Raw genomic sequence first — 24,347 nt, forward strand, 5'->3', positions numbered from 1 at the left:
ACGATGGTCTGATGCGTCGCTCGCGCGTAGGGATAGACGAGGATTCATTATGCTTCAGTGCACGATCGCGCGGCAAACCTGCAACATCCTGTCGATATTGTTGCAAGTCGTCGGCAAGTCGCGCGGCAGAACGGCTCGGTCACGCGCCCGCCTCGTATCGACCATGCTGGACATCACTGATATATCACAATAATATCCAGAGATCGTCCATGCTTCCCGAGCCATCCGCGCCATGATCGCGCCCCTTCCGGCCCTGGCGCCGCACCCCGTATGAGCACCCTCACCGACGTCGCCCGCGACCGCGCCGCCGCGTCGCCGGCCAGCCTCGCCGAGCGCGCGTACGCGCTGATTCAGCGGGACATCATCACGATGCGCCTGAAGCCGGGCGCCGCGCTCAACGAAGCCGACCTCGTCGCCCGCACGGGGATCGGCCGCACACCGGTGCACCAGGCCGTGCATCGGCTCGTGCTCGAAGGGTTGCTGTCCGTGATGCCGCGCAAGGGCTTGATGGTGCAGCCGCTGTCGCTCGACGACATCGTCGCGGTGATCGACGTGCGGCGCATCAACGAAGCGCACTGCGCCGAACTCGCCGCGCGCCATGCGACGCCCGACGATCTCGCGCGCCTGGCCGCGTTGCTCGACGACGGGCAGGCCTGCGTCGACACCCACGACGTCGAGGGCATGATGGCGCTCGACCGCGCGTTTCATCAGACGATCGCCACGGCCGCGCGCAACGCGGTGCTCGCCGAAATCCTGCGCGCGCTGCACGATCGTTCGCTGCGCTTCTGGTTCGTCACGCTGTCCGAACCGCACCATCTCGCCGACGTCCAGCACGAGCACCGCGCGCTGTTCGATCGGCTGTCCGCGCGCGACGCCGCCGGCGCACGCGCGGCCGTCGAAAGCCATATCGATTCGTTTCGCTCCACGCTTCTTCAACATCTTCGCCCCTGAGCCGCCATGACCACTTTCACGCCCTTCCCCCCGCTCGCCCAGCTCGCCGCCGACCTCGCCGCCGGCCGGACCACGAGCCGCGCGCTCGTCGACACCGCGCTCGACCGGATCGCCGATCCGTCGGGCCAGGGCGCCGTCGTCTTCACCGAAGTCGACGCGGACAACGCCCGCGCGGCCGCCGACGCACACGACCGGCTGCGCGCCGCGGGTACCGTGCTGTCGCCGCTCGCGGGCATTCCCGTGTCGGTCAAGGATCTGTTCGACGTCGCGGGCCAGGTCACGCGCGCGGGTTCGCGCGTACTCGACGGCGCGCCGGCCGCGCGCACCGACGCGGTCGCCGTCGCGCGGCTCAAGCGTGCGGGCGCGGTGCTGGTCGGCCGCACCAACATGAGCGAGTTCGCGTTCTCGGGGCTCGGGCTGAATCCGCACTTCGGCACCCCGCGCTCGCCGTACCGCCGCGACGTGCCGGGCGATGCACGGATTTCGGGCGGCTCGTCGTCCGGTGCGGCCGCATCGGTCGCCGACGGGATGGCTGCGGTCGCGCTCGGCACCGACACCGGCGGCTCGATCCGCATTCCGGCCGCGCTGTGCGGGCTGACGGGCTTCAAGCCGACCGCGAGCCGGATCCCGACGCAAGGCGGCGTGCCGCTGTCGACGACGCTCGACTCGTTCGGCCCGATCGGCCTGACGGTCGCGTGCTGCGCACTCGTCGACCGGATGCTCGCGGGGCTCGAGCCGCACGTGCCGGCGGCCCGGCCGCTCGAGGGCGTGCGGCTCGGCGTGCTGACGAACTACGTGACGGACGGCGTCGATGCCGATGTCGCGGCCGCGCTCGACACCGCGCTCAAGCATCTCGAAGCCGCCGGCGCGATCGTCGCCGAAGTGCGCTTCCCCGCGCTCGACCGGTTGCCGGAGATCAACCGTTTCGGCTTCTCGCCGATCGAAGCGTACGCATGGCATCGCCCGCTGCTCGCCACCCATCGCGACCGGTACGACCCGCGCGTGCTGACGCGAATCCTGAAGGGCGAGCCCGCGACGGCCGCCGACTATCTGGACCTGCTCGCCGCGCGCGCCGCGATGCTCGACGAAGCCGCGCACACGGTCTGGTCGCGCTTCGATGCGCTCGTCGCGCCGACGGTGCCGGTCGTGCCGCCGCGCATCGCCGAACTCGAAACGGACGACGACGCGTTCACCCGCACCAACGCGCTGATCCTGCGCAACCCCAGCGCATTCAACTTCCTCGATGCGTGCGGGCTGTCGCTGCCGTGCCATCCGCGCGACGCCGCGCCGGTCGGCCTGATGCTCGCGGCGGCGCCGCATCGCGACGACGCGCTGCTCGCGATCGGCCAGTCGGTCGAGGCCGTGCTGAACACGATCCGCTGACCGCGCCGGCCGGTGGCCAGCCGATGGCGAGCCGATCGCCGGCGGCCCGCGCGCAGTGCGGCAGGGTGCCGCACGCGCGCCGTCAGTTTCGTGCCAGACCGTTCGCGCTAAAATCGCGCGATTGTTTTCCGGACCGACCGACGAGGAACCCCGCCGACATGAACGACTACACGCTTGCACTACGCCGCGAACGCCGCCTGCTGATGCTGCTCGGATGGGTGTGCATCGCCCTGTTGGCCGGCGCGCTGTACCTGCAGTACGTGAAGAACGAAGACCCGTGCCCGCTGTGCATCATCCAGCGCTACTTCTTCTGCGCAATCGGGATCTTCGCGTTCCTGGCTGCGGGAATCCGCAACTGGCGCGGCGTCTGGGTGCTCGAACTGCTGATCGCGATCGCCGCGGCCGGCGGCGTCGCCACGGCCGCGCGGCACCTGTCGATCCAGATGAATCCGGGCTTCAGCTGCGGCTTCGACACGCTGCAGCCGATCGTCGACAGCCTGCCGCCCGCGCAGTGGTTCCCCGGCATGTTCAAGGTCGCCGGGCTGTGCGAGACCGTCTACCCGCCGATCTTCGGCATCCTGCTGCCCGGCTGGGCGCTGATCGGCTTCGCCGCGATCCTGATCGCGGTCGTCGCGAGCCTCTGGCGCCATCGCCGCAAGCTCGCGAGCTGACCGGCCGGCCGTTTTGCCGGCCCATGGCCGGCGCGGCCCGGCCGAATGGGCCGCGCGGCGCCGACGAGCCGCCACCCGGTCGCGGCGAGCGCCTGCGCCGGCCCTGCCCGGTCGGCGCGTGTAAACACCTACCCCGCCGCCGCCCGGATCGCCGGGCCGGCGTGCGTCGCGCGATCGCCGCGCTCCCGCCCGCCGCGCGGGCGTTTCCGCCCGATGCGCATGCGTCGGCGCCCCGATCCCGCGCAGCGCGCCTATGATCGACATGATCGCCGCCTGATAGCCCGGATCACCGCCCGCCCATGTTCCCGGCGCGTGGCGGTGCTATCTTCGGGACTGGATGGCGATCTACGTGCGCGAGGCCAGGCGGTCTCACCGCTGCCTGCGTAACGCGCGCCCGATCCGCAATGTCGACTGGATTCATCATGACAACGCAAACCATCCGCATCCGTCACCCTCATGGCGTCCGCGCGTCCGGCGGCGCCGTTCGCGCACGCCGTCGGTCCCCGGCCGCCGCGCCGCATCGGCCGTGCAGCCGGCCCGCCCCGCTCCCGTCCGTCCTCGTTGCCGCCGCGCCCGCCAGCCGGCGCCGCGTGTCGTGCCGCGTCGTCCCGAACGGAGCGTGCTGATGGAAGCCTGGCTCGGCGATCTGCAGCAACTGCTCGCGCACGGCGAAGCGGCCGTGCTCGTGACGGTCGCGCACACCGACGGCTCCGCGCCGCGCGAGGCCGGCACCAAGATGCTCGTCACGCGCGACACGGCACGCCATACGATCGGCGGCGGTCATCTGGAATGGAAGGCGATCGAGATCGCGCGGCACCTGCTGAAGGACGGCGCGCACGTGCCGCACGCCCGCCGGCTCGAGCGGCTCGCGCTCGGCCCGAGCCTCGGCCAGTGCTGCGGCGGCGCCGTGGTGCTCGCGTTCGAGCGGCTCGACGTCGGCGATCTCGGCTGGATCATGTCGCTCGCGAAGCGTGTCGCGGCCGGCGCCGCGACCGTCCGTAGCGTATCATTCGGCCCCTCGCCGGGCGCGCCGCTGTTGAGCGAGCCCGAATCGGAAGCCGCGCGCGCCGACTGCCTGCTGTGGGAAACCGGCGGCGTATCGCTGATGACCGAAACGATCGCCCCGTACGCGTTCCCCGTCATGCTGTTCGGCGCGGGGCACATCGGCAGCGCGCTCGTGAAGGTGCTGGCGACGCTGCCGTGCCACGTGCGCTGGATCGACCGGCCCGATGCGGCATTCCCGCCGGCCGACGCGCTCGCCGGCATCGGCAACCTCGCGATCGATGCGGCCGCTTCCCCGGCGGACGCGGTCGACGCAGCGCCGCCGCAGTCCTACTTCGTCGTGATGACGCACGACCACGCACTCGATTTCGCGCTGGCCGAGCGCATCCTGCGACGCGGCGACTATGCATACTTCGGGATGACCGGCTCGCACACGAAACGCGTGCAGTTCGATCATCGCCTCGCCGCGATCGGCATCGACCCCGCCCAGCTCGCGCGGATGCACTGCCCGATCGGCGTCGAAGGCATCGTCGACAAGGCGCCCGAAGTGATCGCGATCTCGGTGGCCGCGCAATTGCTGCAGGCCGTCGAGGCGAATGCGTCCGCGCAGGCTTCCCCATCCTACTGACCGACCAAGAACGACGCCATGACCCCGACATTCAAGGACAAGATTGCCCGCGCACCGAAAGCGGAGCTGCACATCCATATCGAAGGCTCGCTCGAGCCCGAGCTGATCTTCGCGCTCGCGCAGCGCAACGGCGTGAAGCTCGCCTACGATTCGATCGATGCGCTGCGCGCCGCGTACGCGTTCACCGACCTGCAATCGTTCCTCGACATCTACTACGCCGGCGCGAGCGTGCTGCTCACCGAGCAGGATTTCTACGACATGACGGCCGCGTACTGCGAACGCGCGCTCGCCGACAACGTCGTCCACACCGAACTGTTCTTCGACCCGCAGACGCACACCGAGCGTGGCGTGCCGATCGAGACGGTCGTCGCGGGCATCGAGCGCGCACTCGCCGATGCCGAACGACGCGGGCTGTCGAGCAAACTGATCCTGTGCTTCCTGCGCCACCTGTCCGAAGAAGATGCGCTCGCGACGTTCGAATCCGCATTGCCGCTGTTCGAACGCTATCGTCATCGCCTGATCGGCGTGGGCCTCGATTCGTCGGAGCTCGGCCATCCGCCGACGAAGTTCGCACGCGTGTTCGAGAAGGCGCGTGCGCTCGGGCTGAAGCTGGTCGCGCACGCCGGCGAGGAAGGTCCGCCCGCGTATATCTACGAAGCGCTCGACGTGCTGAAGGTCGACCGGATCGACCACGGCGTGCGCAGCATCGAGGATGCGGCGCTCGTCGAACGGCTCGCGAAGACGCGCACGGCGCTCACCGTCTGCCCGCTGTCGAACCTGAAGCTGTGCGTGTTCGACGACATGGCGAAGCACACGCTGAAGGCCTTGCTCGACCGTGGCGTGGCGGTGACGATCAATTCCGACGATCCGGCCTATTTCGGCGGCTACGTCAATGAAAACTACTTCGCGACGGCCGAAGGGCTGCAACTCACGGATGCCGAAGTCCATGCGGTGATCCGCAACGGCTTCGAGGCGTCGTTCATCGAGCCGGCGCAGCGCGACGCACTGTACGCGCGCCTCGACGCTTACTGGAACGCCGCGTGACGACCCGCATCGAGGAACGCTGACGGATGAAACACGACAACGGCATCGGCTTCGCGATCACCGGTTCGGCCTGGCGCCGCGCCGACTGGCTGCGTGCATGCGGAGCGACCGCGCGGCGCGTCGTCGCCCGCACGCACCGGCCGTCGCGGCTTGCCGTGCCGTTCGCCGTCGTACCGGTTGCGGGCGCACCGGTTGCGGACGCAACGGCCGCGAGGTGTGCGGGCAACCACTCGCTGGCGGCTTCGGCCGCCACGTCCGCCCACGCCGTCGCCGCCGGCCGTGCCGCACGTCGCGCGCCGCCGCCGCTCGCGAAGCACCGTCCCGCCGCCATGTGGCGTCGATCGCTTTCTTCTGTTCGCCTTACCTTGATGCAGGACCCTTCGTCATGACGCAAACCGCTTTCCGTTCTCAACTGCTGACCTTCAACGGCGACCCGGCGCAATCGAGCCAGGCCGCGAATTACGAGACCGACGGGCTCCTGATCGTCGACGCCGGCAAGGTCGTCGCGGCCGGCCCGTATGCACGGCTCGCCGCGACGCTCGCGCGCGACGCGGTGGTCCACGACCTGCGCGACAAGCTGATCGTGCCCGGCTTCATCGACACGCACATCCACTATCCGCAGACGGACATGATCGCGTCGCCGGCCCCGGGCCTGTTGCCGTGGCTCGACCAGTACACGTTCCCGACCGAGCGCCAGTTCGGCGACCCCGAGCATGCACGCGAAGTCGCCGACTTCTTCGTCGACGAACTGCTCGCGTGCGGCACGACGAGCGCGCTCGTCTACTGCACGGTGCACAAGCAGTCGGCCGATGCGCTGTTCGCGGCGAGCGACGCACGCGACCTGCGGATGATCGCGGGCAAGGTGCTGATGGACCGCAACTGCCCCGAATTCCTGCGCGACACCGCGCAATCCGGCTATGACGACAGCGCCGAGCTGATCGGCCGCTGGCACGGCAAGGGCCGCCAGATGTACGCGCTCACGCCGCGCTTCGCGCCGACGTCGACCGAGGCGCAGCTCGAGGCGTGCGGCGAACTCGCGCGCCGCCATCCGGACGTGTTCGTGCAAAGCCACGTCGCGGAAAACGTCGACGAGGTGAAATGGGCGGCCGAGCTGTTCCCCGGCCACCGCAGCTATCTCGACATCTACGACCGCTACGGGCTGCTGCGTCCGCGCGCGGTGTACGGCCATTGCATCCACCTCGACGACGAGGATCGCCGCCGGATGGCCGAGACGCGCACCGTCGTCGCGCACTGTCCGACGTCGAACTTCTTCCTCGGCAGCGGGCTGTTCGATTTCGACAAGGCCGGCGAATACGACGTGCCCGTCACGCTCGCGACCGACGTCGGCGGCGGCACGTCGTTCTCGATGCTGCAGACGATGAACGAGGCGCACAAGGTCGCGCGGTTGTCGGGCCATCACCTGACCGCCACGCGGATGTTCTGGCTCGCGACGGCCGGCGCCGCACAGGCGCTCGACCTCGCGGACACGGTCGGCACGCTCGCACCGCGCACCGAAGCCGACTTCGTCGTGCTCGACCCGCAGGCGACGCCGCTGCTCGCGCGCCGCACGAAGCGCGCGGAGTCGCTCGAGGAACTGCTGTTCGCGTTCGCGCTGCTCGGCGACGACCGCGCGGTATACCGCACTTATGCGGCCGGCGAACTCGTGCACGAGCGCGGTGCCGCTCGTCGCCCCGCCGCCGCGTAACGCCCGGCGGGCACGCCGTGCCGGCAGCGCGGCCGCTTCGCCGCCGTGCATGCCGGCAATCGAATGCACGGCGGCCGGCCCGCTTTCCCGCGTGCAATGCGCCGTGCTAGAATTCGCCGCTCATTGGGGAGTAGCCGCTCCGCTCGATGTCCCGCGCCACCGGCGCGCATCGTGACGGAGGCGTCCGTCAACAGACTTGGCCGTTCGGCCATGGCGGGCGCAGCCACGTTGGCCTGGCGAGACCGATGGTTCACAGTGCGCCGCATCAGGGCCCGGCGCGCGGTGGATCGTCGCTCGCACGCACAACAACGGCCCGTGGAACCCCATTCGTGTCTCAAGCCTTCCTGATCTCCACCGGCGCCGTCGCCCTCGCTGAAATCGGCGACAAGACCCAACTACTTTCCCTCGTTCTGGCCGCGCGCTATCGCAAGCCGATACCGATCATTCTCGGCGTGCTCGTCGCGACGCTCGTGAATCACGGGTTCGCCGGCGCGCTCGGCGAATGGCTGGGCGTACTCGTCACGCCGTCGATCATGCGTTGGGCGCTCGCGTTCTCGTTCATCGCGATGGGGCTGTGGATTCTCGTGCCGGACAAGCTCGACGAGAACGAAGCCAATGCGACCCGCTCGCGGCTCGGCGTGTTCGGCGCGACGCTCGTCGCGTTCTTCCTCGCGGAAATGGGCGACAAGACGCAGATCGCGACCGTTGCGCTGGCCGCGCGCTTCCAGGATTACATCGGCGTCGTGGCCGGCACGACGTTCGGGATGATGCTCGCGAACGTGCCGGCGATCCTGCTCGGCGACCGCTTCGCGCACCGTCTGCCGACGAAGCTCGTGCACGGCATCGCGGCCGTGCTGTTCGTCGTGCTCGGCGCGCTGGCGCTGCTGGGTATCGGGATCTGACGGAAAGGCAGGTAGCCGGCGCGGCCGGCCGGCCGCGCCACGATGGATGCGGGGTTACTTCGCGACGGTCGCGCCCGCCGGCGGCGCGGCCGGCACCGCGCGCTCGTTGGCAGCCGGTGCCGCCGGCCCGCCGCGCTTGTCGACCGGCAGCCGGACCGAGCGTACCGCCCCGTTCGACAACGGGAAATCGGCGAGCGCACTGCGCGCAAGGAACGGCATCGCGTACAGCAGCGTGCCGTTGTCGCCGGTCGTGCGTGCGGACACGTTGTAGACCTCCTTGCCCGTCGCGCGCTCGGTGATGCGGATGCCGAGCACGTAGTCGAACACCTGGTACGTCTGCGCGACGTAACCGGCCGGCATTGGCCCCCAGGGACCCCACGGGCCCCAAGGATTCCACGGCCCGCGCCGCCAGTACGGCCCGGGCGCGAACCACGGGTCGTAGTAGACCGGCTGCGGCACCGTCACGAGATCGCTGCCGACCGCATAGGTCAGCCCGACGAGATAGCGCGCCTGCGACTGCGGCACCTGCCGGAACGCATACGCGGACAGCTCGTTCGCGACGATCGGCTCGTAGGTCGACTGCTCGATGCTGTTCTTCTGCGCGTCCGTGCGCGTGAACGCATAGGTGCGCGTCGCGTCGCTGCCGCTCCAATCGGAGAAGGCCGTGACCTGGGTGGTCACGTAGCTGGTGCAGCCGGTCAGCAGTGCGACGCACAGCGCCGCCGCCCAGCCCGCACTGCGGAAAATCCATTCGCGTTTCATGATGATCCTCGTCGATCCGTCACCCGTTCGTCGCACCGCGCGAAGCGTACGGGATGCCGATAATACGCGGACTCCCGGGATCGGTAAAAAGTTCGCCCGACACGCAGCCGCCAGCCTTTGTACAATGGCCCGGTTCGCCTGGCCCGCGCGACGGGCCGCCCCCCACTCCACCGATCTCGACGACCATGTCCGACAACGCCTCCTCCACCGTGATCCGCCGCGCCGACTACACGCCGCCGGCCTTCCTCATCGATTCCGTTGCACTCGAGTTCGATCTCGCGCCGGCCCGCACGATCGTCAGGAACACGATGCGCGTGCGCCGCAATCCGGACGCCGCGCCCGCGCCCCACCTGGAACTGATGGGCGAGGCGCTCGAATTCCTCGGCGCGCGGCTGGATGGCGCACCGCACGGCGCGGTGCGCGCGCACGAACACGGCCTGACCGTCGAGAACGTGCCCGACGCGTTCGAGCTGACGCTCGAAAGCGCGTGCGCCCCCGATCAGAATACGACGCTGTCGGGCCTTTACGTGTCGAGCGGCAACTTCTTCACGCAGTGCGAAGCCGAAGGCTTTCGCCGCATCACCTACTTCCTCGACCGCCCCGACGTGATGGCGTCGTACACCGTCACGCTGCGTGCCGACAAGGCCGCGTACCCGGTGCTGCTGTCGAACGGCAACCTCGTCGATTCGGGCGACCTGCCCGACGGCCGCCACTTCGCGAAATGGGAAGACCCGTTCCGCAAGCCGAGCTACCTGTTCGCGCTGGTCGCGGGCAAGCTCGTCGCGATCGAGGAAACGATCACGACCGGCTCCGGCAAGGAAAAGCTGCTGCAGGTATGGGTCGAACCGGCCGATCTCGACAAGACGCGTCACGCGATGGACTCGCTGATCCACTCGATCCGCTGGGACGAAAAGCGCTTCGGCCTCGAGCTCGATCTCGACCGCTTCATGATCGTCGCGGTCGGCGATTTCAACATGGGCGCGATGGAAAACAAGGGGCTCAACATCTTCAACACGAAGTACGTACTGGCGAACCCCGAGACCGCGACCGACACCGATTTCGCGAACATCGAGTCGGTGGTCGGCCACGAGTATTTCCACAACTGGACCGGCAACCGCGTGACCTGCCGCGACTGGTTCCAGTTGAGCCTGAAGGAAGGCCTGACGGTGTTCCGCGACCAGGAGTTCTCGGCCGACATGGCCGCGGGCGACGACGTCGAATCGGCGGCCCGCGCGGTGAAGCGCATCGAGGACGTACGCGTGCTGCGTCAACTCCAGTTCGCCGAGGATGCCGGCCCGATGGCGCACCCGGTGCGCCCGGAAAGCTACGTCGAGATCAACAACTTCTACACGATGACGGTCTACGAGAAAGGCTCGGAAGTCGTGCGGATGTACCAGACGCTGTTCGGCCGCGACGGCTTCCGCAAGGGGATGGATCTCTACTTCAAGCGCCACGACGGCCACGCGGTGACCTGCGACGACTTCCGCCTCGCGATGGCCGACGCGAACGGGCGCGACCTCGCGCAATTCGAGCGCTGGTACAGCCAGGCCGGCACGCCGCGCGTGTCGGTGCGCACCGCGTACGACGCGGCCGCGCGCCGCTATACGATCACCCTCGCGCAAGGCTACGGCGACGCGTCGCCGGCCGCGCGCGAAACGCAGCAGGGGCCGCTGCTGATCCCGTTCGCCGTCGGGCTGATCGGCCGCGACGGCCGCGACCTGCCGCTGCGTCTGGACGGTGAAGCCGCCGCGTCGGGCACGACGCGCGTGCTCGAATTCACAGATACCGAGCAGACCTTCACGTTCATCGACGTGCCGGAAGCGCCGCTGCCGTCGCTGCTGCGCAACTTCTCGTCGCCGGTGATCGTCGAGTACGACTACAGCGACGACGATCTCGCGTTCCTGCTCGCGCACGACAGCGATCCGTTCAACCGCTGGGAGGCCGGCCAGCGCCTCGCGACGCGCGCGCTGCTGACGCTCGCCGCGCGTGCCGCCGCCGATGCGCCGCTCGCGCTCAGCGAGAACTTCGTCGCCGCGTTCCGCCGCGTGCTGACCGATGAAAGCCTGTCGCCGGCGTTCCGCGAACTCGCGCTGACGCTGCCGTCGGAAACCTATCTCGCGGACCAGATGGCCGAGGCCGACCCGGCCGCCGTGCATCGCGCGCGCCAGTTCGTGCGCCGCCAGCTCGCGAGCGCGCTGCGCGCCGACTGGCTCGCCGCGTACGAACGGCACCAGACGCCTGGCGCCTACGAGCCGACGCCGGAAGCCTCGGGCCGCCGCGCACTGAAGAACCTCGCGCTCGCGTATCTCGCCGAACTCGACGATCCGGCCGATGCCGTGCGCCTCGCCACGGCCCAGTACGACGCGGCGAACAACATGACCGATCGCGCGGCTGCGCTCGGCGCGTTGCTGTCCGCGGCCGCCGCGGGCGCGAACGAGCCGGCCGAGCACGCGCTCGACGACTTTTACCGTCGCTTCGAGAAGGAAGCGCTCGTGATCGACAAGTGGTTCGCGATGCAGGCGGCGCAACGCGGCACGCCCGCGCAGCCGACGCTCGCGAAGGTGCGCAAGCTGCTCGCGCACCCCGCGTTCAACCTGAAGAATCCGAACCGCGCGCGTTCGCTGATCTTCAGCTTCTGCGCGGCCAACCCCGCGCAATTCCATGCGGCGGACGGTTCGGGCTACGCGTTCTGGGCCGAACAGGTGCTCGCGCTCGATGCGATCAACCCGCAGGTCGCGGCGCGCCTCGCGCGCTCGCTCGAACTGTGGCGCCGCTTCACGCCGACGCTGCGCGACCGGATGCGCGAAGCGCTCGAACAGGTCGCCGCCGGCGCGAAATCGCGTGACGTGCGCGAGATCGTCGAGAAAGCGCTCGCATAAGTCGCGCGATCGCCCTGTCGCGTCCGAGCGATCGAGCCGGCGCCCGCTGACGCGGCGCCGGCTTTTTTATTGCGCGTGACCCGTCCTGAAATCACCCGCACGCGCGGGGTCGGACCGCGCGGCGCACCTGCGTCGCGATGCGCGCCCCGCCCGTCACCGCCGCCCGACTCCGCCCCGACCCGGCGGCCGGCCATGTAACCGGACGAAAAAAGCCGGCGGCACCGGAGGCGCGACGGGTAAAATTGCGGCCATTCAAGGATTCTTTGGCCTTTCGGAGTCTGTCATGTCCATTGCCCGCCGCACCACGCTGTCGAAGTTCCTGATCGAACAGCAACGTGAGACCAACAACCTCCCCGCCGACCTGCGCCTGCTGATCGAAGTCGTCGCCCGCGCGTGCAAGGCGATCAGCTACAACGTGTCGAAGGGCGCGCTCGGCGAGGCGCTCGGCACCGCCGGCAGCGAGAACGTCCAGGGCGAAGTGCAGAAGAAGCTCGACATCCTGTCGAACGAAATCCTGCTCGACGCGAACGAATGGGGCGGCAACCTCGCCGCGATGGCGTCGGAAGAAATGGAAACGTTCTTCCCGATCCCGGCGAACTACCCGCGCGGCGAATACCTGCTCGTGTTCGATCCGCTCGACGGCTCGTCGAACATCGACGTGAACGTGTCGATCGGCACGATCTTCTCGGTGCTGCGCTGCCCGGACGGCAAGCAGGCGACCGAAGAATCGTTCCTGCAGCCCGGCACGCAGCAGGTCGCGGCCGGCTACGCCGTCTACGGCCCGCAGACGGTGTTCGTGCTGACGACCGGCAACGGCGTGAACTGCTTCACGCTCGATCGCGAAGTCGGCTCGTGGGTGCTCACGCAGAGCAACATGCAGATCCCGGCCGACACGCGCGAATACGCGATCAACGCATCGAACGCCCGCCACTGGTACGACCCGGTCAAGCGCTACGTCGACGAACTGAACGCCGGCAAGGACGGCCCGCGCGGCGACAACTTCAACATGCGCTGGATCGCGTCGATGGTGGCCGACGTGCACCGGATCCTGAATCGCGGCGGCATCTTCATGTATCCGGCCGACAAGCGCACGCCCGATCGTCCGGGCAAGCTGCGCCTGATGTACGAAGCGAACCCGATGTCGTTCATCGTCGAACAGGCGGGCGGCGCCGCGACGACCGGCACGCAGCGCATCATGGAAGTGCAACCGACCGGCCTGCACCAGCGCGTGCCCGTGTTCCTGGGCTCGAAGAACGAAGTCGAGCGCGTGACCGGCTATCACGACGAAGCAAAATAATTGCACTGCAGCACTGGACGGAGGCGCGAGACATCAGTACAATCGCGCCTTCGCGATGTGGCCCTAACGGGTCGCGTCGCAGTGAAGTGAAAGCGGAAAGTCCGCCGGATCGAGGGTTTCGCGAAGCAGCCGCAGCAAGCTGAAAAAATTTCGCAAAACCTATTGCCAAGATCGCGGATTTCACCATATAATTTCATTTCTCTGCTGCCGGTGTAGCTCAGTTGGTAGAGCAGCGCATTCGTAATGCGAAGGTCGTAGGTTCGACTCCTATCTCCGGCACCAAGACATAAAGGCCTGACAAGCATCGCTTGTCAGGCCTTTTCTCTTTTCCGGCGCCGAAATCCCGAAGCCGTTCGACGACGCACCGCCCGATCGCCGATCGCGCCGCACGCGATCGCATGCGCGTTCGGCAACCGCCGCGCACGTTGCTTCACTCGTCGCCGATCGTCGCACCAGCCGTTCTCCGCGCAACCTCGCCGACACATCGGCACGACGTTTCCACGCACGCGACGGCTACCCGCGATCGCATCGCACGCGGTGCGCAGCGCACGGCCTGCATGGCGACGATGGCCAGATCGACGACCTCCACGGCGCACGCGCCGGCGCCGTCCATCCCGGGCTCGGCCGCTGGCACGACGCACGCACCGACGACATGGTCGCCACGGTCGATCTCCCGCTCCATCGCATACCGTGACCGAAGCCTGTCCTTCAGGATACCGAACGATGACGGACATCGGATACGGCCGCCCTACACCGATCCGCGCCACACGACGCCCTGGATCGGCGATGCGACGCACCGTGCTGCCTCACCCGTTTTGCACTGCTTTCGATCGAGGCGATCGACGACGCGCGACCGTCACGCACTGATCGCCGACGCAGCCGATAGACACCAGCGGTGGCCAATTCTTACAAATTCATTTCGTCAAACCTGGGGCGCGCACGGATCGTGCCGTACGCAGACAAATCCCCTGGCAAATCTGCTTAAGGGTGCATAACATTACTTAACGATCCTGACCCGTCTATCGCGTTACATTGCGTGGGCGGCGCGGCGGTCGCAGTCGCTTTCAATCGGCTTTTCGGCGTGCGGCAGCCGACGCGCGGTCATTTCGACTCAACTCCAAGGAGAGGACCACCATGACTCATGGCTTGATTATGTGGCTCATCATCGGCGCGATCGCCGGCTGGCTTGCCGGTTTGCTCGTGAAGGGCGGCGGCTTCGGGCTGATCGTCGACATCATCGTCGGCATCGTCGGCGCGGTGATCGGCGGCTGGCTTGCCGGACTGCTCGGCATCAGCATCGGCAGCGGCTTCATCGGCTCGGTGATCGTCGCGGTCATCGGCGCGGTGATCCTGCTGTTCGTGATCCGGCTATTCAGGCGAGCGGCCTGACGTTTCTCTCCACGCGCCTTCGGGCGCGTTTTCGCATCGGGCCGGCGCGCGGCCGGTTCGCCGCGCGCCGCCGGCTTGGTCGGCGCTTCGCGTACGGCAACCAGCCGTCGAGCACGTCAGCCATCAGCCATCCGCTGCGCGCTTCGCGCGTACGCCTTCGCGCCCGATCCATACGGTGCGTGACATCTCCCCTCTCCATCCCGCATCGAACGGCATCGACCACGACACGCATACCGCGCGCCCGGCCGGGCTCGTCGCGAGCCTCGGGCGATTGTCGACGCGCGTGCAGATCCGCTCCGGCACCGCGTAGACGGTGACGGGCACGGACAGCGTGCGGCCCGCATCGTCGCCAGGGTCGACGACATGCGCGCCGCCGACCCAAGCAACCCACAGCGGGCGCCGCGCGTCGAACGCGGCGCCGGTCGCGAGCGACTGCTTCCGGCGCGGACGCAGCCCGATGCTCATATGCGCGACGAGCGTCTCGGCGGCCTCGGCCCACCGCGCGCATCGTGCGCGCCGGCGGGCGACGACAGGTCCGCGAACCGCGGCGCACGGTCTGCCGCGAACGATTTCACAGCGACCATTTCAGTTCTCCATAGAAAGTGCGGCCCGGATACGGGTGGAACGTGTAGTAGCGGCGGTCCGTCAGGTTGTCGATGCCGGCCGACGCGCTCCAGTGACGATCCAAGCGGTAGCGCGCCTTCAGATCGACGACGGTGAACGAACTCGTACCGCCGTAGACGTCCGGATTCACGTCGCTGTTGTCGAGCGTGTTGAACTGGCGGCCCGAATAGCGCACGCCGACGCTCGCGAGCCAGTGCTCGTCGAAGCGATACGACGCGAGCAGATTCGCGCGCATGCGCGGAATGCGCGGGAAACGCGAACCGACGTAGGCCGGGTTCGCGGCATCGGCGAGAATTTGCGCGTTGCTCGCCGACACGTTCGCATCGACGTTGAATCCGCGCAGCCCGACGTTCTCGCCGCTGAACGCGAGTTCGACACCGCGTACGCGTACGCGGTCGACGTTGGAGATGTTCGTGACGGTCGTGGCGCCCGACACCGTCGTCTGGCTGTAGATCGAATCGCGCAGGTCGCTCTGGAACACGCTGGCGCGCACGACGCCGACGCCCACGTCGCGCTCGGCGGTGAAATCCCAGTCGATCGCCTTTTCCGGCCGCAGGTTCGGGTTGTTGTTGACGATCGCGTTGTTCGAAATCGTGCCCTGGAACAGTTCGCCGACCGTCGGGAATCGCGTGCCCGTCGCGAACGACAGCCGGAAGCGCCAGGCCTCGGTCGCGTCCCACTGCAGCGCGACTTTCGGCGACAGCGCATTCGCGCTGCGGTCCGCATAGCCGAGCGTGCCGCTCGCATTGCCGAGCGCGCCGCCGTATGCATCCCAGCGCTCGTAGCGCAGCCCGAGCGTCGCCAGCCAGCCCGGCGCGAAGCGCCACGCGTCCTGCCCGAACAGCGCCTGCGCGCGCGTGTCGCCGCGATAGACGCTCGCGAGCGACGTGGTCGGTCCGGCCAGCCAGTCGGCCGTGTTGTACGTGACGTTGCGCAGGAAGTAGTTGTCGTAGTGATAGCCGAACGTGAACGCATGCCCCTTCACTTCGGGCGCCTCCGCCTTCAGGTCGAGCGTGCGCCAGCCGGTGCCGTCGCCCTGGAATAGCGTACCCGCGCCGCCCTGCACGGTCGACGCCGCGCGCAGTACGTCGCGCGAGACGTCGTACGCGGACACGACGCCCGACAGCCGCCAGCCGGAATCGAGCCGGCCGTTCAGCCCGAGCGCATACAGCCAGTTCTCCTGGTCGCCGCGCTGCGGCGCGAAAGCGTTCGGCGCGACGGTCATGTTCCGGCCGCCGATCGACACGTTGCCGCCGTAGACCGGATTGCCGGCCGCATCGCGCAGGAAGGTCTCGCCGTGCTGCCGGTAATGGTTCTCCCAATGCCCGAGCGTCAGCGTCGCATCGACATGATCGGTGAACGCATAGCCCATCCGGACCGTCTCGTTGAGCTGCTCGGTCCGCTCGATCGTCTGTGCGCCGACGATCGCCCGCGGCTTGCCGTTGGGTCCGATGTCGGTCACGGCGCCCGTCACGGGCACGGCGGCGCCGAGTTTCGGGTTGTAGGCCGAATTGGGGCTCGCATACTGCATCGGCTGGCCGTCGTTCTCCAGCCGGTCGAGCGACAGCGCGAACCAGAACCGGCCGACGCGGTTCGCGATTCGCGCGGTCTGGTGATTGCCGCCGAAGCTGTCCGCGAACCCGTAGCCGTCGTGGTAGCGCTGCGTAAAGAACTGCGTCGACAGCGACGCCTCGAGCCGTTCCGGGCGGCGCGTGGTGAGCAGCACGGTCGAGCCGATCGCATTGCCCGGATACAGCGCGGAAAAAGGGCCATAGAGCACGTCGACGCGCGCGATGTCGTCGGGCGGAATCAGCGACCAGCGCGGCGGGTACGCATAGCTCGACCCGAGCAGGTTCGACAGCAGCACGCCGTCGGCATAGACGAGCCCGCGCGCGCTCTGCAATTCGTTGAAGTCCCGGCCTGCGAATACGCTGTTGCGGTCGCCGATGTAGCGCTTGCGGACCATCAGGTTCGGTGCGTACTTCAGCGCGTCCTCGGTGGTGACGTTGGTGTGCGCATCGACCTGCTCGCGCGTGATCGACGTGACGACGGCCGGCGTATCCGGGTCGACCGGTTGGCGTTGCGCGGTCACGCTGACGGCGGTCAGCGTATCGCCGGCCGGTGCAGCCGACGCAGCGACGCCCGAGGCAACCGGTGCGGCGGCGGCGGGGCGACCGACGCCACCGCTGCGGGCGGCCTCGGCGCGTCCATCATCCATCGAAGCCGCGTGAGCGGCCGGCCATGCGAAAGCGGCCGCGCATGCAAGCGCGAGCCGGCCGCGCGACGGCCGCGCGGCAAGAGTAGACGACATGAGTGAGTTCCTGAAAACGTGATCGGACGCCGCCGGATACGAGCGCGCGAGCCGCGCACGAACGGCGCGACACGCGGACCAGGGTCGCGGGCGGCTCGCGCGCCACCGGGGCGCGCGGACGACATCAATCAGACCGGAACGTTTTCAGGCGGGGCGCGCGGCTGCGCGAGACGGATGCCCTTGCGGGGCACATCGGGAACGATCGGCGCGGCTACCCGATACGCGAACGTGCGCACGAAGCCCGGCATCGCGGGCAGGCTCGTACCCAGCGCGACGTTCGCCGCGAAGCCGGGGCAGTACACGCAATGCGGGACGCCGGCATGGTCGAACGACGCCGTGTCGCGGTCGTCGCCCGCTTGCGCGAGCACGACCTGACGCGCGCCCGCTGCACTGCACAACTCGAGCGTGAGCGCGCCGGAGCCGCTCGACGCGAGACGCGCGTAGCCGACGACGGGCGACAGTACGTTCAGTACCAGCGCCAGCCATACGAGGCCGATCCATCGCGTCGTTCGTCTCATCGCGGTCCAGGAAAAAGTGCGCGCAAGTATAACAAGCAGCCCGATTGTTGCCGATCGTGCAGCGTGCAATACCGGGGATCGCAGCGCGCGCCGGAACGCATGTGCCGTTAATACAACAGAGACAAAATCTAACGATTCGCCGCTGGCATAAATCCGAGCGCGAGGTTGATAATCATTGCACCTGCTGGAGAAACGATCATGGACGAAAGACCAACTCGCATGCCACCGCCCGAGCAAGTGATGAGCCCGGATCCGGAACCCGTCGGCGTGGAATTTCTCGCCGAATTGCCCGAGCACGTTCGGGCGTTCTTCGACGAGCAGCACAAGCTGTACGCGCCGAAGTGAACGTCAGTTCGGTTCTGTAACCGCCACGTGTCGATCATCGCTATCGTGCGGTTCATTCGTGCGCTTCGCGCGCAATTCGCCTCGCACCCGGGCCGCAACAGCCTGACGGTGCCGGATCGGCTCGCCCGCTGATTCTGCTGTCGCGACGCTGCGCCGCGCGACTGTCTTCGTCTATCCTTCTGGTTTTCCACGTCCGGCCCGCCCGGCCCTCCCGATCGCTCCGATGAAGCAAGCCATTCGTGCCAGCCTCGCTGTCGCCGTGCTCGGCGTCGCCCTCTTTTCGTCTCCTCACATCGCTCACGCCGACGGCGACGACACCGCCCTCACCAACGTCGTGGCGCTCGCGTCGCAGCGCCTCGCGCTCGCCGAACCGGTCGCGCGATGGAAATGGGCGAATCACAAGGCCATCGAGGACGGGCCGCGCGAAGCGGCATTGCTCACCGCAGTCGAAAAACGCGCCGTACAGGCCGGCGTCGATCCCGCATTCGCCCGCACGTTCTTCGAGGATCAGATCGCCGCAAGCAAGGACGTGCAGAACGCACTGTTCGCGACCTGGCGCACGACGCGGCCGCCGGAAGGCACGCCGCCCGATCTCGCGACCAGCACGCGCCCGGCACTCGATCGGCTGACGCAGAAAATGCTCGCCGGTCTCGCGCAGGTCGCCCCGCTGCGCGATGCGCCCGACTGCCAGGCGCGGCTCGCGCGCAGCATCGCAAACTGGAAGACGCTCACGCGCTACGATTCCACGCAGACGCAGGCACTCGATACCGCGCTGTCGCATGTCTGCGCTGCCGGCGGAGCCAGCGCGATCGGCTGACGCGGCGGGCGCGGATCGCGCCGTGGCGCTTGTATGTTCAAGCCCGACCAGCGCGGTAAAGTCTGAACGTAGCCAGACTAGACCGTGCAGCTGTCGGGCACTCAGTCCGCCGGCGTCAGCGCCATGAGCGGAATCATTTGCAGGCCGCGCGCGAGATGCGTCTGCAGCAGGCGATGGGTGAAGGGTTCGAACGCGCCGCCCGCCGCGTCGGCCACAAGCCGTGCGGCTGCATCGAGCGATTCCGCCGAACCGAGATAGCACCAGCCGTCGATCACATGAAACAGGCGGCGCTCGCCGCTCGCCTCGAACGCGACCGCGCCTTCGAACGGCCAGGGCGCACCGCCCCCGCGAGCGCCGTCGGCCGCCGGGCGCCGGTTGTACGACGGACGCAAGCGGGCGATCCATTGCGCTTCGGCAAGCATCGCCCCCAGCTCGTTGCCGGTCTCGCGCCATTCGACGCGGCGCACCTGCTGCGCCAGCCGCATTTCCTTCGACGAGCGGCGCTCGCCGGTCAACAGCGCGCGCAGCCGCTGCCGTACGCGCACACTGCGGCCGACATACAGCGCTTCGTCACGCTCGCCGAAGAGCGCATACGCGCCGCACCCTGCCGGCGCGGTATCCAGCCAGGCCTCGGTCAGGTCGCCGCCCAGACGGAAGTGGCGTGTCGTCCGCGCGATCTGGTCGCGCAGCCGCTCGAGCGGCACGATGTCGTGCAGTTGGCGCCAGAACTGCCAGAGCAGGTCGGCATCGGCCAGCGCCCGGTGGCGCGCGGCCGGAACGAGCCCATGCCGCTCGATCAACGCATCGAGCCCGTGCCGCGATTCGCGCGGAAACAGCGCGCGCGACAGCCGAACCGTGCACAGCACATCGGGATTGAACGCCAGGCCGGCACGCTCGAACTCGGCGCGCAGGAAACCGCGGTCGAAGCTCGCGTTGTGCGCGACGAACAGCTTGCCGTCGAGCCGCTCGAACAGCGCCGGCGCGAGCGACGCGAACGTCGGCGCATCGCGCACCATCGCGTCCGAGATGCCCGTCAGTTGCTGGATGAAGGGCGGAATCGCCTGCCCCGGATTGACGAGGCTCGTCCACGTCGACACGCCGAGCGGTCCGATTTCGACCACGCCGACTTCGGTGATCCGGTGGTCGGCGGGCGAACCGCCGGTGGTTTCAAGGTCGACGAAGACGAGCGGCTGCTCGCTGGCGGGATCGGACGGACGGGAATCGGACATGAAAAGGCAGGGAAACGATGCTTCCATGAGTATGCACCGGCATGCGTACTCGCGGCCAGCCCGGACGGCTCGTTCCGTCCCCGGAAAACAAAAAGCCCCCGCGATGCGGGGGCCGGACGTGATCGGCAATGCGAGGCGCGTCAGACCGCCTGGATATTCGCCGCCTGCTTGCCTTTCGGCCCGACTTTGACCTCGAACGAAACACGCTGGTTTTCCTTCAGCGTCTTGAAGCCGTCCATCCGGATTTCGGAAAAGTGCGCAAACAAATCTTCACCGCCATTGTCCGACGTAATAAAGCCAAAACCTTTAGCATCGTTAAACCATTTCACGATACCGGTATCCATGTCTTCGTTCCCCACTCGATAAGATCAAAAAAGCTATTTTTATAGCCGTTTCCCGAAATCCCGAAACATCGCGCCAGCACCCGTACCAGCGCTCCGCCCGAGGACGGAGTGCTGACTTTATAAATTGGACGATCCGGGCGCGTCAAGAAAATTTTTAGCGAACGCTTTCTCCAAAAGACGCTAATACCACTGGAATCGGTACACCATCGCCTTTAATTAATTGATGCGCATCAAGAACCTGTCAATATTACCGGGACCGGATCGTCATTAATCCGGAGCGTGAAATTCCTACCGGGGACAAATCGATTCGGTAAAATCCTCGGGTTTTTTCCGGGTTGCGGAAATCCGGTGACGTTGCGATCCTGAATCAACGCCGAAAGGAAGGAGAGGGTCATGTGGTTGGACGGAATCATGCGCTTCGCGAGCCGGCTCGGGCGCGTACGTCGCAAGTCCCGCGCCCTGGCCGAGTCCGCGCGCGAAGCGCCGTGCGATACCGAATTCGATACGACGTGGCACGGCGATCACTGGCAGAACCTGCTCGCATCGCCTCTGGATGCCCGTCACTACGTGATGGAAGACTGGACCTACACGCCGCCGCCGATCGAGGCAGAAGACGCCGCGCCTGCGGGCAAGCGCAAGCGCCGCTCGTACACGCCGTAGCGCGCCGGGCAGCGGGCAAAAAAAAGCGCGACTGGGAAGTCGCGCCGACAAAGGTTTGGAGATCTTTTCCGTCAACGAAAAAGTCTGCTTCGGAAAGCAGAGATCGCAGTATAGCGAGAGAACTACCTTTCATTATCCATGCTCCACACAAACCTCTATTGCCGATGTGTCAATAATCGCGCTATAGCGGCCCCCGCCCTCCACTGCCCATCTGTCGCAATCACGCAACGCCCCCTCGGCAGTCCTGATCGTTATTTCTCTTCGCTGCACCGCCACAAACCCTTGCTGGGCAACCGTTTGCGCGGTTTTTCCGATTTTTGCGTATTCCAAAATATATTATTTCTTAAAGCGTAAGACACCCCTGCTCCGCACACTCCGTACACTGCAGACGGCTTTCTGATAAGCGCACCGCCGTTCTGCCGGACCGGCTACAGCGTCAAGCAAACCACCGCCAGTCCACCGCAGGTTCGATCGACATCATCGTGTTTGGAGACATATCCATGAAAAAAACCCTGATCGTCACCGCGTTGTCGGGCGTGTTCGTTACCGCAGCCCATGCTCAAAGCAGCGTGACGCTGTACGGCCTGATCGATGCTGGCATCACCTACACGAACAATCAGGGCGGGCACAGCTCATGGTCGGAACGCAGCGGCCAGATCAACGGCAGCCGCTGGGGCCTGCGCGGCACGGAAGATCTCGGCGGAGGCCTGAAAGCGATCTTCGTGCTGGAAAACGGCTTCAACATCGCCAACGGCACGCTCGGCCAGAATGGCCGCGAATTCGGCCGCCAGGCGTTCGTCGGCCTGTCGCAAGACCAGTTCGGCTCCGTCACCCTCGGTCGCCAGTACGATAGCGTCGTCGACTACATCGGGCCGCTGTCGCTGACCGGCACGCAATTCGGCGGCACCCAGTTTGCCCACCCGTTCGATAACGACAACCTGAACAATTCGTTCCGGATCAATAACTCGGTCAAATATACGAGCGTCAATTTCGGCGGCTTGAAGTTCGGCGCGTTGTACGGCTTCTCGAACAGCAGCCAGTTCTCGAACAATCGCGCATACAGCGCGGGCGTGTCGTATTCCTACGCCGGCTTCAATATCGGCGCCGGCTACCTGCAGCTGAACAACGACATCTCGGGCCTCACGTCGGCTGCGGTCACCAACAGCGCCGGCGCGGTGGCAGGCGACAACACGTTCGTCGGCAAGCGTCAGCGCGTGTTCGGCGGCGGCCTGAACTACACGTTCGGCCCGGCCACGGCCGGCTTCGTATTCACGCAATCGCGCGTGAACCGGGCGCTCGGCATCTCGGCGGGTGCGTCGGGCGTGTCGAACGGTCTGGCCCTCGACGGCACGTTCGCCCGCTTCAACAACTACGAAGTCAACGCCCGCTACGCGCTCACGCCGGCCTTGTCGCTGGCCGGGTCGTACACGTACACCGCCGGCTTCCTGGACGGCCGCCATCCGGGCTGGAATCAATTCAACCTGCAGACCGACTATGCGCTGTCCAAGCGAACCGACGTGTATGTGCAAGGCGTGTATCAGCGAGTCAGCACGGACGGCCTGGGCCTCGGCGCCTATGTCAATGGTCTCGGCGGCGCTTCGTCGACCAACAAGCAGATCGCGGTGACTGCCGGCCTGCGTCACCGTTTCTGACCGGAGCGGCTTCGGCACAAAAAAGCGCCTCGCGAGGCGCTTTTTTTTCGCGAAGAGGTCTCGCCGATGGCCGGACTGCCCGGCGAAGGGCCGGCCACGGGGTTCACGTCCCGCTGTCCGCGGCCGGGTAACGCACATCGAGGATATCGATCGGCTGCGGGCCGGCCGGCGTCATCAGCGTGACGGTATCGCCGATCCTCGCCTTGATCAGCGCGCGTGCGACCGGCGAAATCCAGCTGACGCAGCCGCGATCGAGATCGACCTCGTCGATCCCGACGATCGTCACCGTGTGATCCTCGCCGTCCGGCGTCTCGTAATCGACCGTCGCGCCGAAGAACACCTGATCGACGTTCTCCTGCCGGCTCGCGTCGACGACTTCGGCGAGATCGAGCCGCTTCGTCAGGAAGCGGATCCGGCGGTCGATCTCGCGAAGCCGCCGCTTGCCGTAGATGTAGTCGCCGTTTTCCGACCGGTCGCCGTTCGACGCGGCCCACGATACGAGCCGCACGACCTCGGGACGCTCGACGTCGATCAGGTTCAGCAGCTCGTCGCGCAGCCGCTTGTGGCCGGCCGGCGTGATGTAGTTCTTCGCGCCCGCCGGAATCGCGGGTTGAGCCTGGTCGAGATCGTCGTCGTCACCGTCCGATTCTTTGACAAACGCCTTGTTCATGATGCAGATTCAACGTGGATGACTGATCCCCCAAGGGTACACGAAGGGCGGTCGACCAAGGCCATGCCACCTTATTCGCGAATAAGGCTTCCCTTTTTATATGACTCTGCTATACTTCCGCTTCTGCGTGCGGCTGTAGCTCAGTTGGATAGAGTACTTGGCTACGAACCAAGGGGTCGTGGGTTCGAATCCTGCCAGCCGCGCCACTTTTTCGAGGGCCTTCCGAACCGAAGGCCCTTTCAGTTCGAAGCAGTAGAAGTTTGTTTTTGCGTGCGGCTGTAGCTCAGTTGGATAGAGTACTTGGCTACGAACCAAGGGGTCGTGGGTTCGAATCCTGCCAGCCGCGCCACTTTTTTGGGGGCCTTCCCATCGCAGAAGGCTCCGACAGTTGAAGCAGTACCGTTTTGCGTGCGGCTGTAGCTCAGTTGGATAGAGTACTTGGCTACGAACCAAGGGGTCGTGGGTTCGAATCCTGCCAGCCGCGCCACCTTAAAAGGGCTTTCCTCCGGGAAAGCCCTTTTTCTTTTTGCGCCCACCTCCCCCTCGCTCGCGCCATCAGTCCGG

22 protein-coding genes, 4 tRNA genes, 2 pseudogenes and 1 riboswitch are annotated in these 24,347 nt (G+C 67.0%); of the genes and pseudogenes, 19 read left to right on the top strand and 9 right to left on the bottom strand.

What is annotated here, in order from left to right:
* Window positions 1–270 precede the first annotated feature (270 nt).
* From WT53_RS06255 to WT53_RS06290, 8 genes are all read left to right on the top strand, one after another.
* Window positions 271–951, top strand: a complete 681-nt coding sequence (locus WT53_RS06255; protein WP_034206698.1) for a GntR family transcriptional regulator — start codon at window positions 271–273, stop codon at window positions 949–951.
* 6 nt (window positions 952–957) lie between these two features.
* Window positions 958–2,334, top strand: a complete 1,377-nt coding sequence (locus WT53_RS06260; RefSeq protein WP_034206697.1) for an amidase — start codon at window positions 958–960, stop codon at window positions 2,332–2,334.
* Window positions 2,335–2,492: 158 nt separating this feature from the next.
* On the top strand, window positions 2,493–3,005 hold the full coding sequence (locus tag WT53_RS06265) for a disulfide bond formation protein B (protein WP_034206696.1): 513 nt from the start codon (window positions 2,493–2,495) through the stop codon (window positions 3,003–3,005).
* Window positions 3,006–3,630: 625 nt separating this feature from the next.
* Complete coding sequence (gene xdhC / locus WT53_RS06270; RefSeq protein ID WP_034206695.1) at window positions 3,631–4,635, top strand: xanthine dehydrogenase accessory protein XdhC; 1,005 nt, start codon at window positions 3,631–3,633, stop codon at window positions 4,633–4,635.
* An 18-nt stretch (window positions 4,636–4,653) separates the two neighbouring features.
* Window positions 4,654–5,679, top strand: a complete 1,026-nt coding sequence (locus WT53_RS06275; protein ID WP_034206694.1) for an adenosine deaminase — start codon at window positions 4,654–4,656, stop codon at window positions 5,677–5,679.
* 26 nt (window positions 5,680–5,705) lie between these two features.
* Entirely contained in the window at window positions 5,706–6,068 is a 363-nt protein-coding gene (locus tag WT53_RS06280) for a hypothetical protein (protein WP_034206693.1), read from the top strand.
* Entirely contained in the window at window positions 6,065–7,384 is a 1,320-nt protein-coding gene (gene guaD / locus WT53_RS06285; protein WP_034206692.1) for a guanine deaminase, read from the top strand. Before WT53_RS06280 ends, guaD begins: the two co-directional genes overlap by 4 nt.
* 113 nt (window positions 7,385–7,497) lie before the next feature.
* A riboswitch (yybP-ykoY riboswitch) is annotated at window positions 7,498–7,635 on the top strand.
* A gap of 78 nt (window positions 7,636–7,713) precedes the next feature.
* Window positions 7,714–8,286, top strand: coding sequence for a TMEM165/GDT1 family protein (locus tag WT53_RS06290; RefSeq protein WP_034206691.1), 573 nt, complete (start codon window positions 7,714–7,716; stop codon window positions 8,284–8,286).
* Between the two features lie 54 nt (window positions 8,287–8,340).
* On the opposite strand, the gene WT53_RS06295 is transcribed toward WT53_RS06290, so the two are convergent.
* Entirely contained in the window at window positions 8,341–9,048 is a 708-nt protein-coding gene (locus tag WT53_RS06295) for a DUF4136 domain-containing protein (RefSeq protein ID WP_034206690.1), read from the bottom strand.
* Between the two features lie 185 nt (window positions 9,049–9,233).
* Between WT53_RS06295 and pepN the strand changes: the two genes are divergently transcribed.
* The 3 genes from pepN to WT53_RS06310 all read left to right on the top strand — a co-directional run bounded on the left by pepN (window position 9,234) and on the right by WT53_RS06310 (window position 13,506).
* On the top strand, window positions 9,234–11,927 hold the full coding sequence (gene pepN / locus WT53_RS06300) for an aminopeptidase N (RefSeq protein ID WP_034206689.1): 2,694 nt from the start codon (window positions 9,234–9,236) through the stop codon (window positions 11,925–11,927).
* A gap of 283 nt (window positions 11,928–12,210) precedes the next feature.
* Window positions 12,211–13,224 carry a class 1 fructose-bisphosphatase gene (locus WT53_RS06305; protein WP_006485729.1) on the top strand — a complete coding sequence of 338 codons (1,014 nt, stop codon included), beginning with the start codon at window positions 12,211–12,213 and terminating at the stop codon, window positions 13,222–13,224.
* Window positions 13,225–13,430: 206 nt separating this feature from the next.
* A tRNA-Thr gene (locus WT53_RS06310) sits at window positions 13,431–13,506 on the top strand.
* A 148-nt stretch (window positions 13,507–13,654) separates the two neighbouring features.
* Here the strand turns inward: WT53_RS06310 and WT53_RS06315 are convergent.
* A complete protein-coding gene (locus WT53_RS06315) occupies window positions 13,655–13,906 on the bottom strand; it encodes a hypothetical protein (RefSeq protein ID WP_034206688.1) in 252 nt (83 codons plus the stop codon).
* A gap of 452 nt (window positions 13,907–14,358) precedes the next feature.
* Here WT53_RS06315 and WT53_RS06320 point away from each other — a divergent pair, with 452 nt between their 5' ends.
* A complete protein-coding gene (locus tag WT53_RS06320; RefSeq protein ID WP_006476609.1) occupies window positions 14,359–14,613 on the top strand; it encodes a GlsB/YeaQ/YmgE family stress response membrane protein in 255 nt (84 codons plus the stop codon).
* Between the two features lie 79 nt (window positions 14,614–14,692).
* Here the strand turns inward: WT53_RS06320 and WT53_RS34395 are convergent.
* From WT53_RS34395 to WT53_RS06335, 4 genes and pseudogenes are all read right to left on the bottom strand, one after another.
* A pseudogene (locus tag WT53_RS34395) lies at window positions 14,693–14,820 on the bottom strand (TlpA family protein disulfide reductase); the annotation flags it as partial.
* A pseudogene (locus tag WT53_RS34045) lies at window positions 14,803–15,197 on the bottom strand (exo-alpha-sialidase); the annotation flags it as partial. The pseudogenes WT53_RS34045 and WT53_RS34395, both read right to left, overlap by 18 nt.
* A complete protein-coding gene (locus WT53_RS06330; RefSeq protein WP_034206686.1) occupies window positions 15,185–17,548 on the bottom strand; it encodes a TonB-dependent receptor in 2,364 nt (787 codons plus the stop codon). The pseudogene WT53_RS34045 and the gene WT53_RS06330, both read right to left, overlap by 13 nt.
* A gap of 128 nt (window positions 17,549–17,676) precedes the next feature.
* The gene (locus tag WT53_RS06335) at window positions 17,677–18,066 is read right to left on the bottom strand and encodes a DUF2946 domain-containing protein (protein ID WP_034206685.1); all 390 of its coding nucleotides are present in this window, start codon (window positions 18,064–18,066) and stop codon (window positions 17,677–17,679) included.
* Window positions 18,067–18,306: 240 nt separating this feature from the next.
* Here WT53_RS06335 and WT53_RS33800 point away from each other — a divergent pair, with 240 nt between their 5' ends.
* Window positions 18,307–18,411: a chorismate mutase gene (locus WT53_RS33800; RefSeq protein ID WP_162499609.1), complete on the top strand. Its 105-nt coding sequence runs from the start codon at window positions 18,307–18,309 to the stop codon at window positions 18,409–18,411.
* Between the two features lie 223 nt (window positions 18,412–18,634).
* Complete coding sequence (locus WT53_RS06340) at window positions 18,635–19,228, top strand: chorismate mutase (RefSeq protein ID WP_034206684.1); 594 nt, start codon at window positions 18,635–18,637, stop codon at window positions 19,226–19,228.
* A gap of 101 nt (window positions 19,229–19,329) precedes the next feature.
* Here the strand turns inward: WT53_RS06340 and WT53_RS06345 are convergent, their stop codons facing one another.
* Both WT53_RS06345 and WT53_RS06350 read right to left on the bottom strand, forming a co-directional pair.
* The gene (locus WT53_RS06345) at window positions 19,330–20,457 is read right to left on the bottom strand and encodes an exonuclease domain-containing protein (RefSeq protein ID WP_034206683.1); all 1,128 of its coding nucleotides are present in this window, start codon (window positions 20,455–20,457) and stop codon (window positions 19,330–19,332) included.
* 140 nt (window positions 20,458–20,597) lie between these two features.
* Window positions 20,598–20,801 (bottom strand): cold-shock protein, encoded by a 204-nt coding sequence (locus WT53_RS06350; protein WP_027783827.1) that lies wholly within the window; start codon window positions 20,799–20,801, stop codon window positions 20,598–20,600.
* 393 nt (window positions 20,802–21,194) lie between these two features.
* On the opposite strand from WT53_RS06350, the gene WT53_RS06355 reads away from it, so the two are divergent.
* Both WT53_RS06355 and WT53_RS06360 read left to right on the top strand, forming a co-directional pair.
* Window positions 21,195–21,461: a hypothetical protein gene (locus WT53_RS06355; protein ID WP_034206682.1), complete on the top strand. Its 267-nt coding sequence runs from the start codon at window positions 21,195–21,197 to the stop codon at window positions 21,459–21,461.
* A 500-nt stretch (window positions 21,462–21,961) separates the two neighbouring features.
* The gene (locus WT53_RS06360) at window positions 21,962–23,113 is read left to right on the top strand and encodes a porin (RefSeq protein ID WP_034206681.1); all 1,152 of its coding nucleotides are present in this window, start codon (window positions 21,962–21,964) and stop codon (window positions 23,111–23,113) included.
* A 103-nt stretch (window positions 23,114–23,216) separates the two neighbouring features.
* On the opposite strand, the gene greB is transcribed toward WT53_RS06360, so the two are convergent.
* Window positions 23,217–23,783 carry a transcription elongation factor GreB gene (gene greB, locus WT53_RS06365; RefSeq protein WP_034206680.1) on the bottom strand — a complete coding sequence of 189 codons (567 nt, stop codon included), beginning with the start codon at window positions 23,781–23,783 and terminating at the stop codon, window positions 23,217–23,219.
* A 129-nt stretch (window positions 23,784–23,912) separates the two neighbouring features.
* Here greB and WT53_RS06370 point away from each other — a divergent pair.
* From WT53_RS06370 to WT53_RS06380, 3 genes are all read left to right on the top strand, one after another.
* Window positions 23,913–23,989, top strand: a tRNA-Arg gene (locus tag WT53_RS06370).
* 66 nt (window positions 23,990–24,055) lie between these two features.
* Window positions 24,056–24,132, top strand: a tRNA-Arg gene (locus WT53_RS06375).
* A gap of 61 nt (window positions 24,133–24,193) precedes the next feature.
* A tRNA-Arg gene (locus tag WT53_RS06380) sits at window positions 24,194–24,270 on the top strand.
* Window positions 24,271–24,347: the final 77 nt, after the last annotated feature.

The organism is Burkholderia sp. MSMB2157WGS, assembly GCF_001532755.1.
Lineage (GTDB): Bacteria > Pseudomonadota > Gammaproteobacteria > Burkholderiales > Burkholderiaceae > Burkholderia.

What these genes read in the sequence shown, in the direction of transcription:
- pepN (WP_034206689.1), top strand. Translation starts at nt 9,234, where the DNA reads ATGTCCGACAACGCCTCCTCCACCGTGATCCGCCGCGCCGACTACACG.
- WT53_RS06335 (WP_034206685.1), bottom strand. Translation starts at nt 18,066, where the DNA reads ATGAGACGAACGACGCGATGGATCGGCCTCGTATGGCTGGCGCTGGTA.
- WT53_RS06305 (WP_006485729.1), top strand. Translation starts at nt 12,211, where the DNA reads ATGTCCATTGCCCGCCGCACCACGCTGTCGAAGTTCCTGATCGAACAG.
- WT53_RS06280 (WP_034206693.1), top strand. Translation starts at nt 5,706, where the DNA reads ATGAAACACGACAACGGCATCGGCTTCGCGATCACCGGTTCGGCCTGG.
- WT53_RS06360 (WP_034206681.1), top strand. Translation starts at nt 21,962, where the DNA reads ATGAAAAAAACCCTGATCGTCACCGCGTTGTCGGGCGTGTTCGTTACC.
- WT53_RS06340 (WP_034206684.1), top strand. Translation starts at nt 18,635, where the DNA reads ATGAAGCAAGCCATTCGTGCCAGCCTCGCTGTCGCCGTGCTCGGCGTC.
- WT53_RS06350 (WP_027783827.1), bottom strand. Translation starts at nt 20,801, where the DNA reads ATGGATACCGGTATCGTGAAATGGTTTAACGATGCTAAAGGTTTTGGC.
- xdhC (WP_034206695.1), top strand. Translation starts at nt 3,631, where the DNA reads ATGGAAGCCTGGCTCGGCGATCTGCAGCAACTGCTCGCGCACGGCGAA.
- guaD (WP_034206692.1), top strand. Translation starts at nt 6,065, where the DNA reads ATGACGCAAACCGCTTTCCGTTCTCAACTGCTGACCTTCAACGGCGAC.
- WT53_RS06315 (WP_034206688.1), bottom strand. Translation starts at nt 13,906, where the DNA reads ATGGAGCGGGAGATCGACCGTGGCGACCATGTCGTCGGTGCGTGCGTC.
- WT53_RS33800 (WP_162499609.1), top strand. Translation starts at nt 18,307, where the DNA reads ATGAGCCCGGATCCGGAACCCGTCGGCGTGGAATTTCTCGCCGAATTG.
- WT53_RS06275 (WP_034206694.1), top strand. Translation starts at nt 4,654, where the DNA reads ATGACCCCGACATTCAAGGACAAGATTGCCCGCGCACCGAAAGCGGAG.
- greB (WP_034206680.1), bottom strand. Translation starts at nt 23,783, where the DNA reads ATGAACAAGGCGTTTGTCAAAGAATCGGACGGTGACGACGACGATCTC.
- WT53_RS06320 (WP_006476609.1), top strand. Translation starts at nt 14,359, where the DNA reads ATGACTCATGGCTTGATTATGTGGCTCATCATCGGCGCGATCGCCGGC.
- WT53_RS06355 (WP_034206682.1), top strand. Translation starts at nt 21,195, where the DNA reads ATGTGGTTGGACGGAATCATGCGCTTCGCGAGCCGGCTCGGGCGCGTA.
- WT53_RS06265 (WP_034206696.1), top strand. Translation starts at nt 2,493, where the DNA reads ATGAACGACTACACGCTTGCACTACGCCGCGAACGCCGCCTGCTGATG.
- WT53_RS06260 (WP_034206697.1), top strand. Translation starts at nt 958, where the DNA reads ATGACCACTTTCACGCCCTTCCCCCCGCTCGCCCAGCTCGCCGCCGAC.
- WT53_RS06255 (WP_034206698.1), top strand. Translation starts at nt 271, where the DNA reads ATGAGCACCCTCACCGACGTCGCCCGCGACCGCGCCGCCGCGTCGCCG.
- WT53_RS06345 (WP_034206683.1), bottom strand. Translation starts at nt 20,457, where the DNA reads ATGTCCGATTCCCGTCCGTCCGATCCCGCCAGCGAGCAGCCGCTCGTC.
- WT53_RS06330 (WP_034206686.1), bottom strand. Translation starts at nt 17,548, where the DNA reads ATGTCGTCTACTCTTGCCGCGCGGCCGTCGCGCGGCCGGCTCGCGCTT.
- WT53_RS06295 (WP_034206690.1), bottom strand. Translation starts at nt 9,048, where the DNA reads ATGAAACGCGAATGGATTTTCCGCAGTGCGGGCTGGGCGGCGGCGCTG.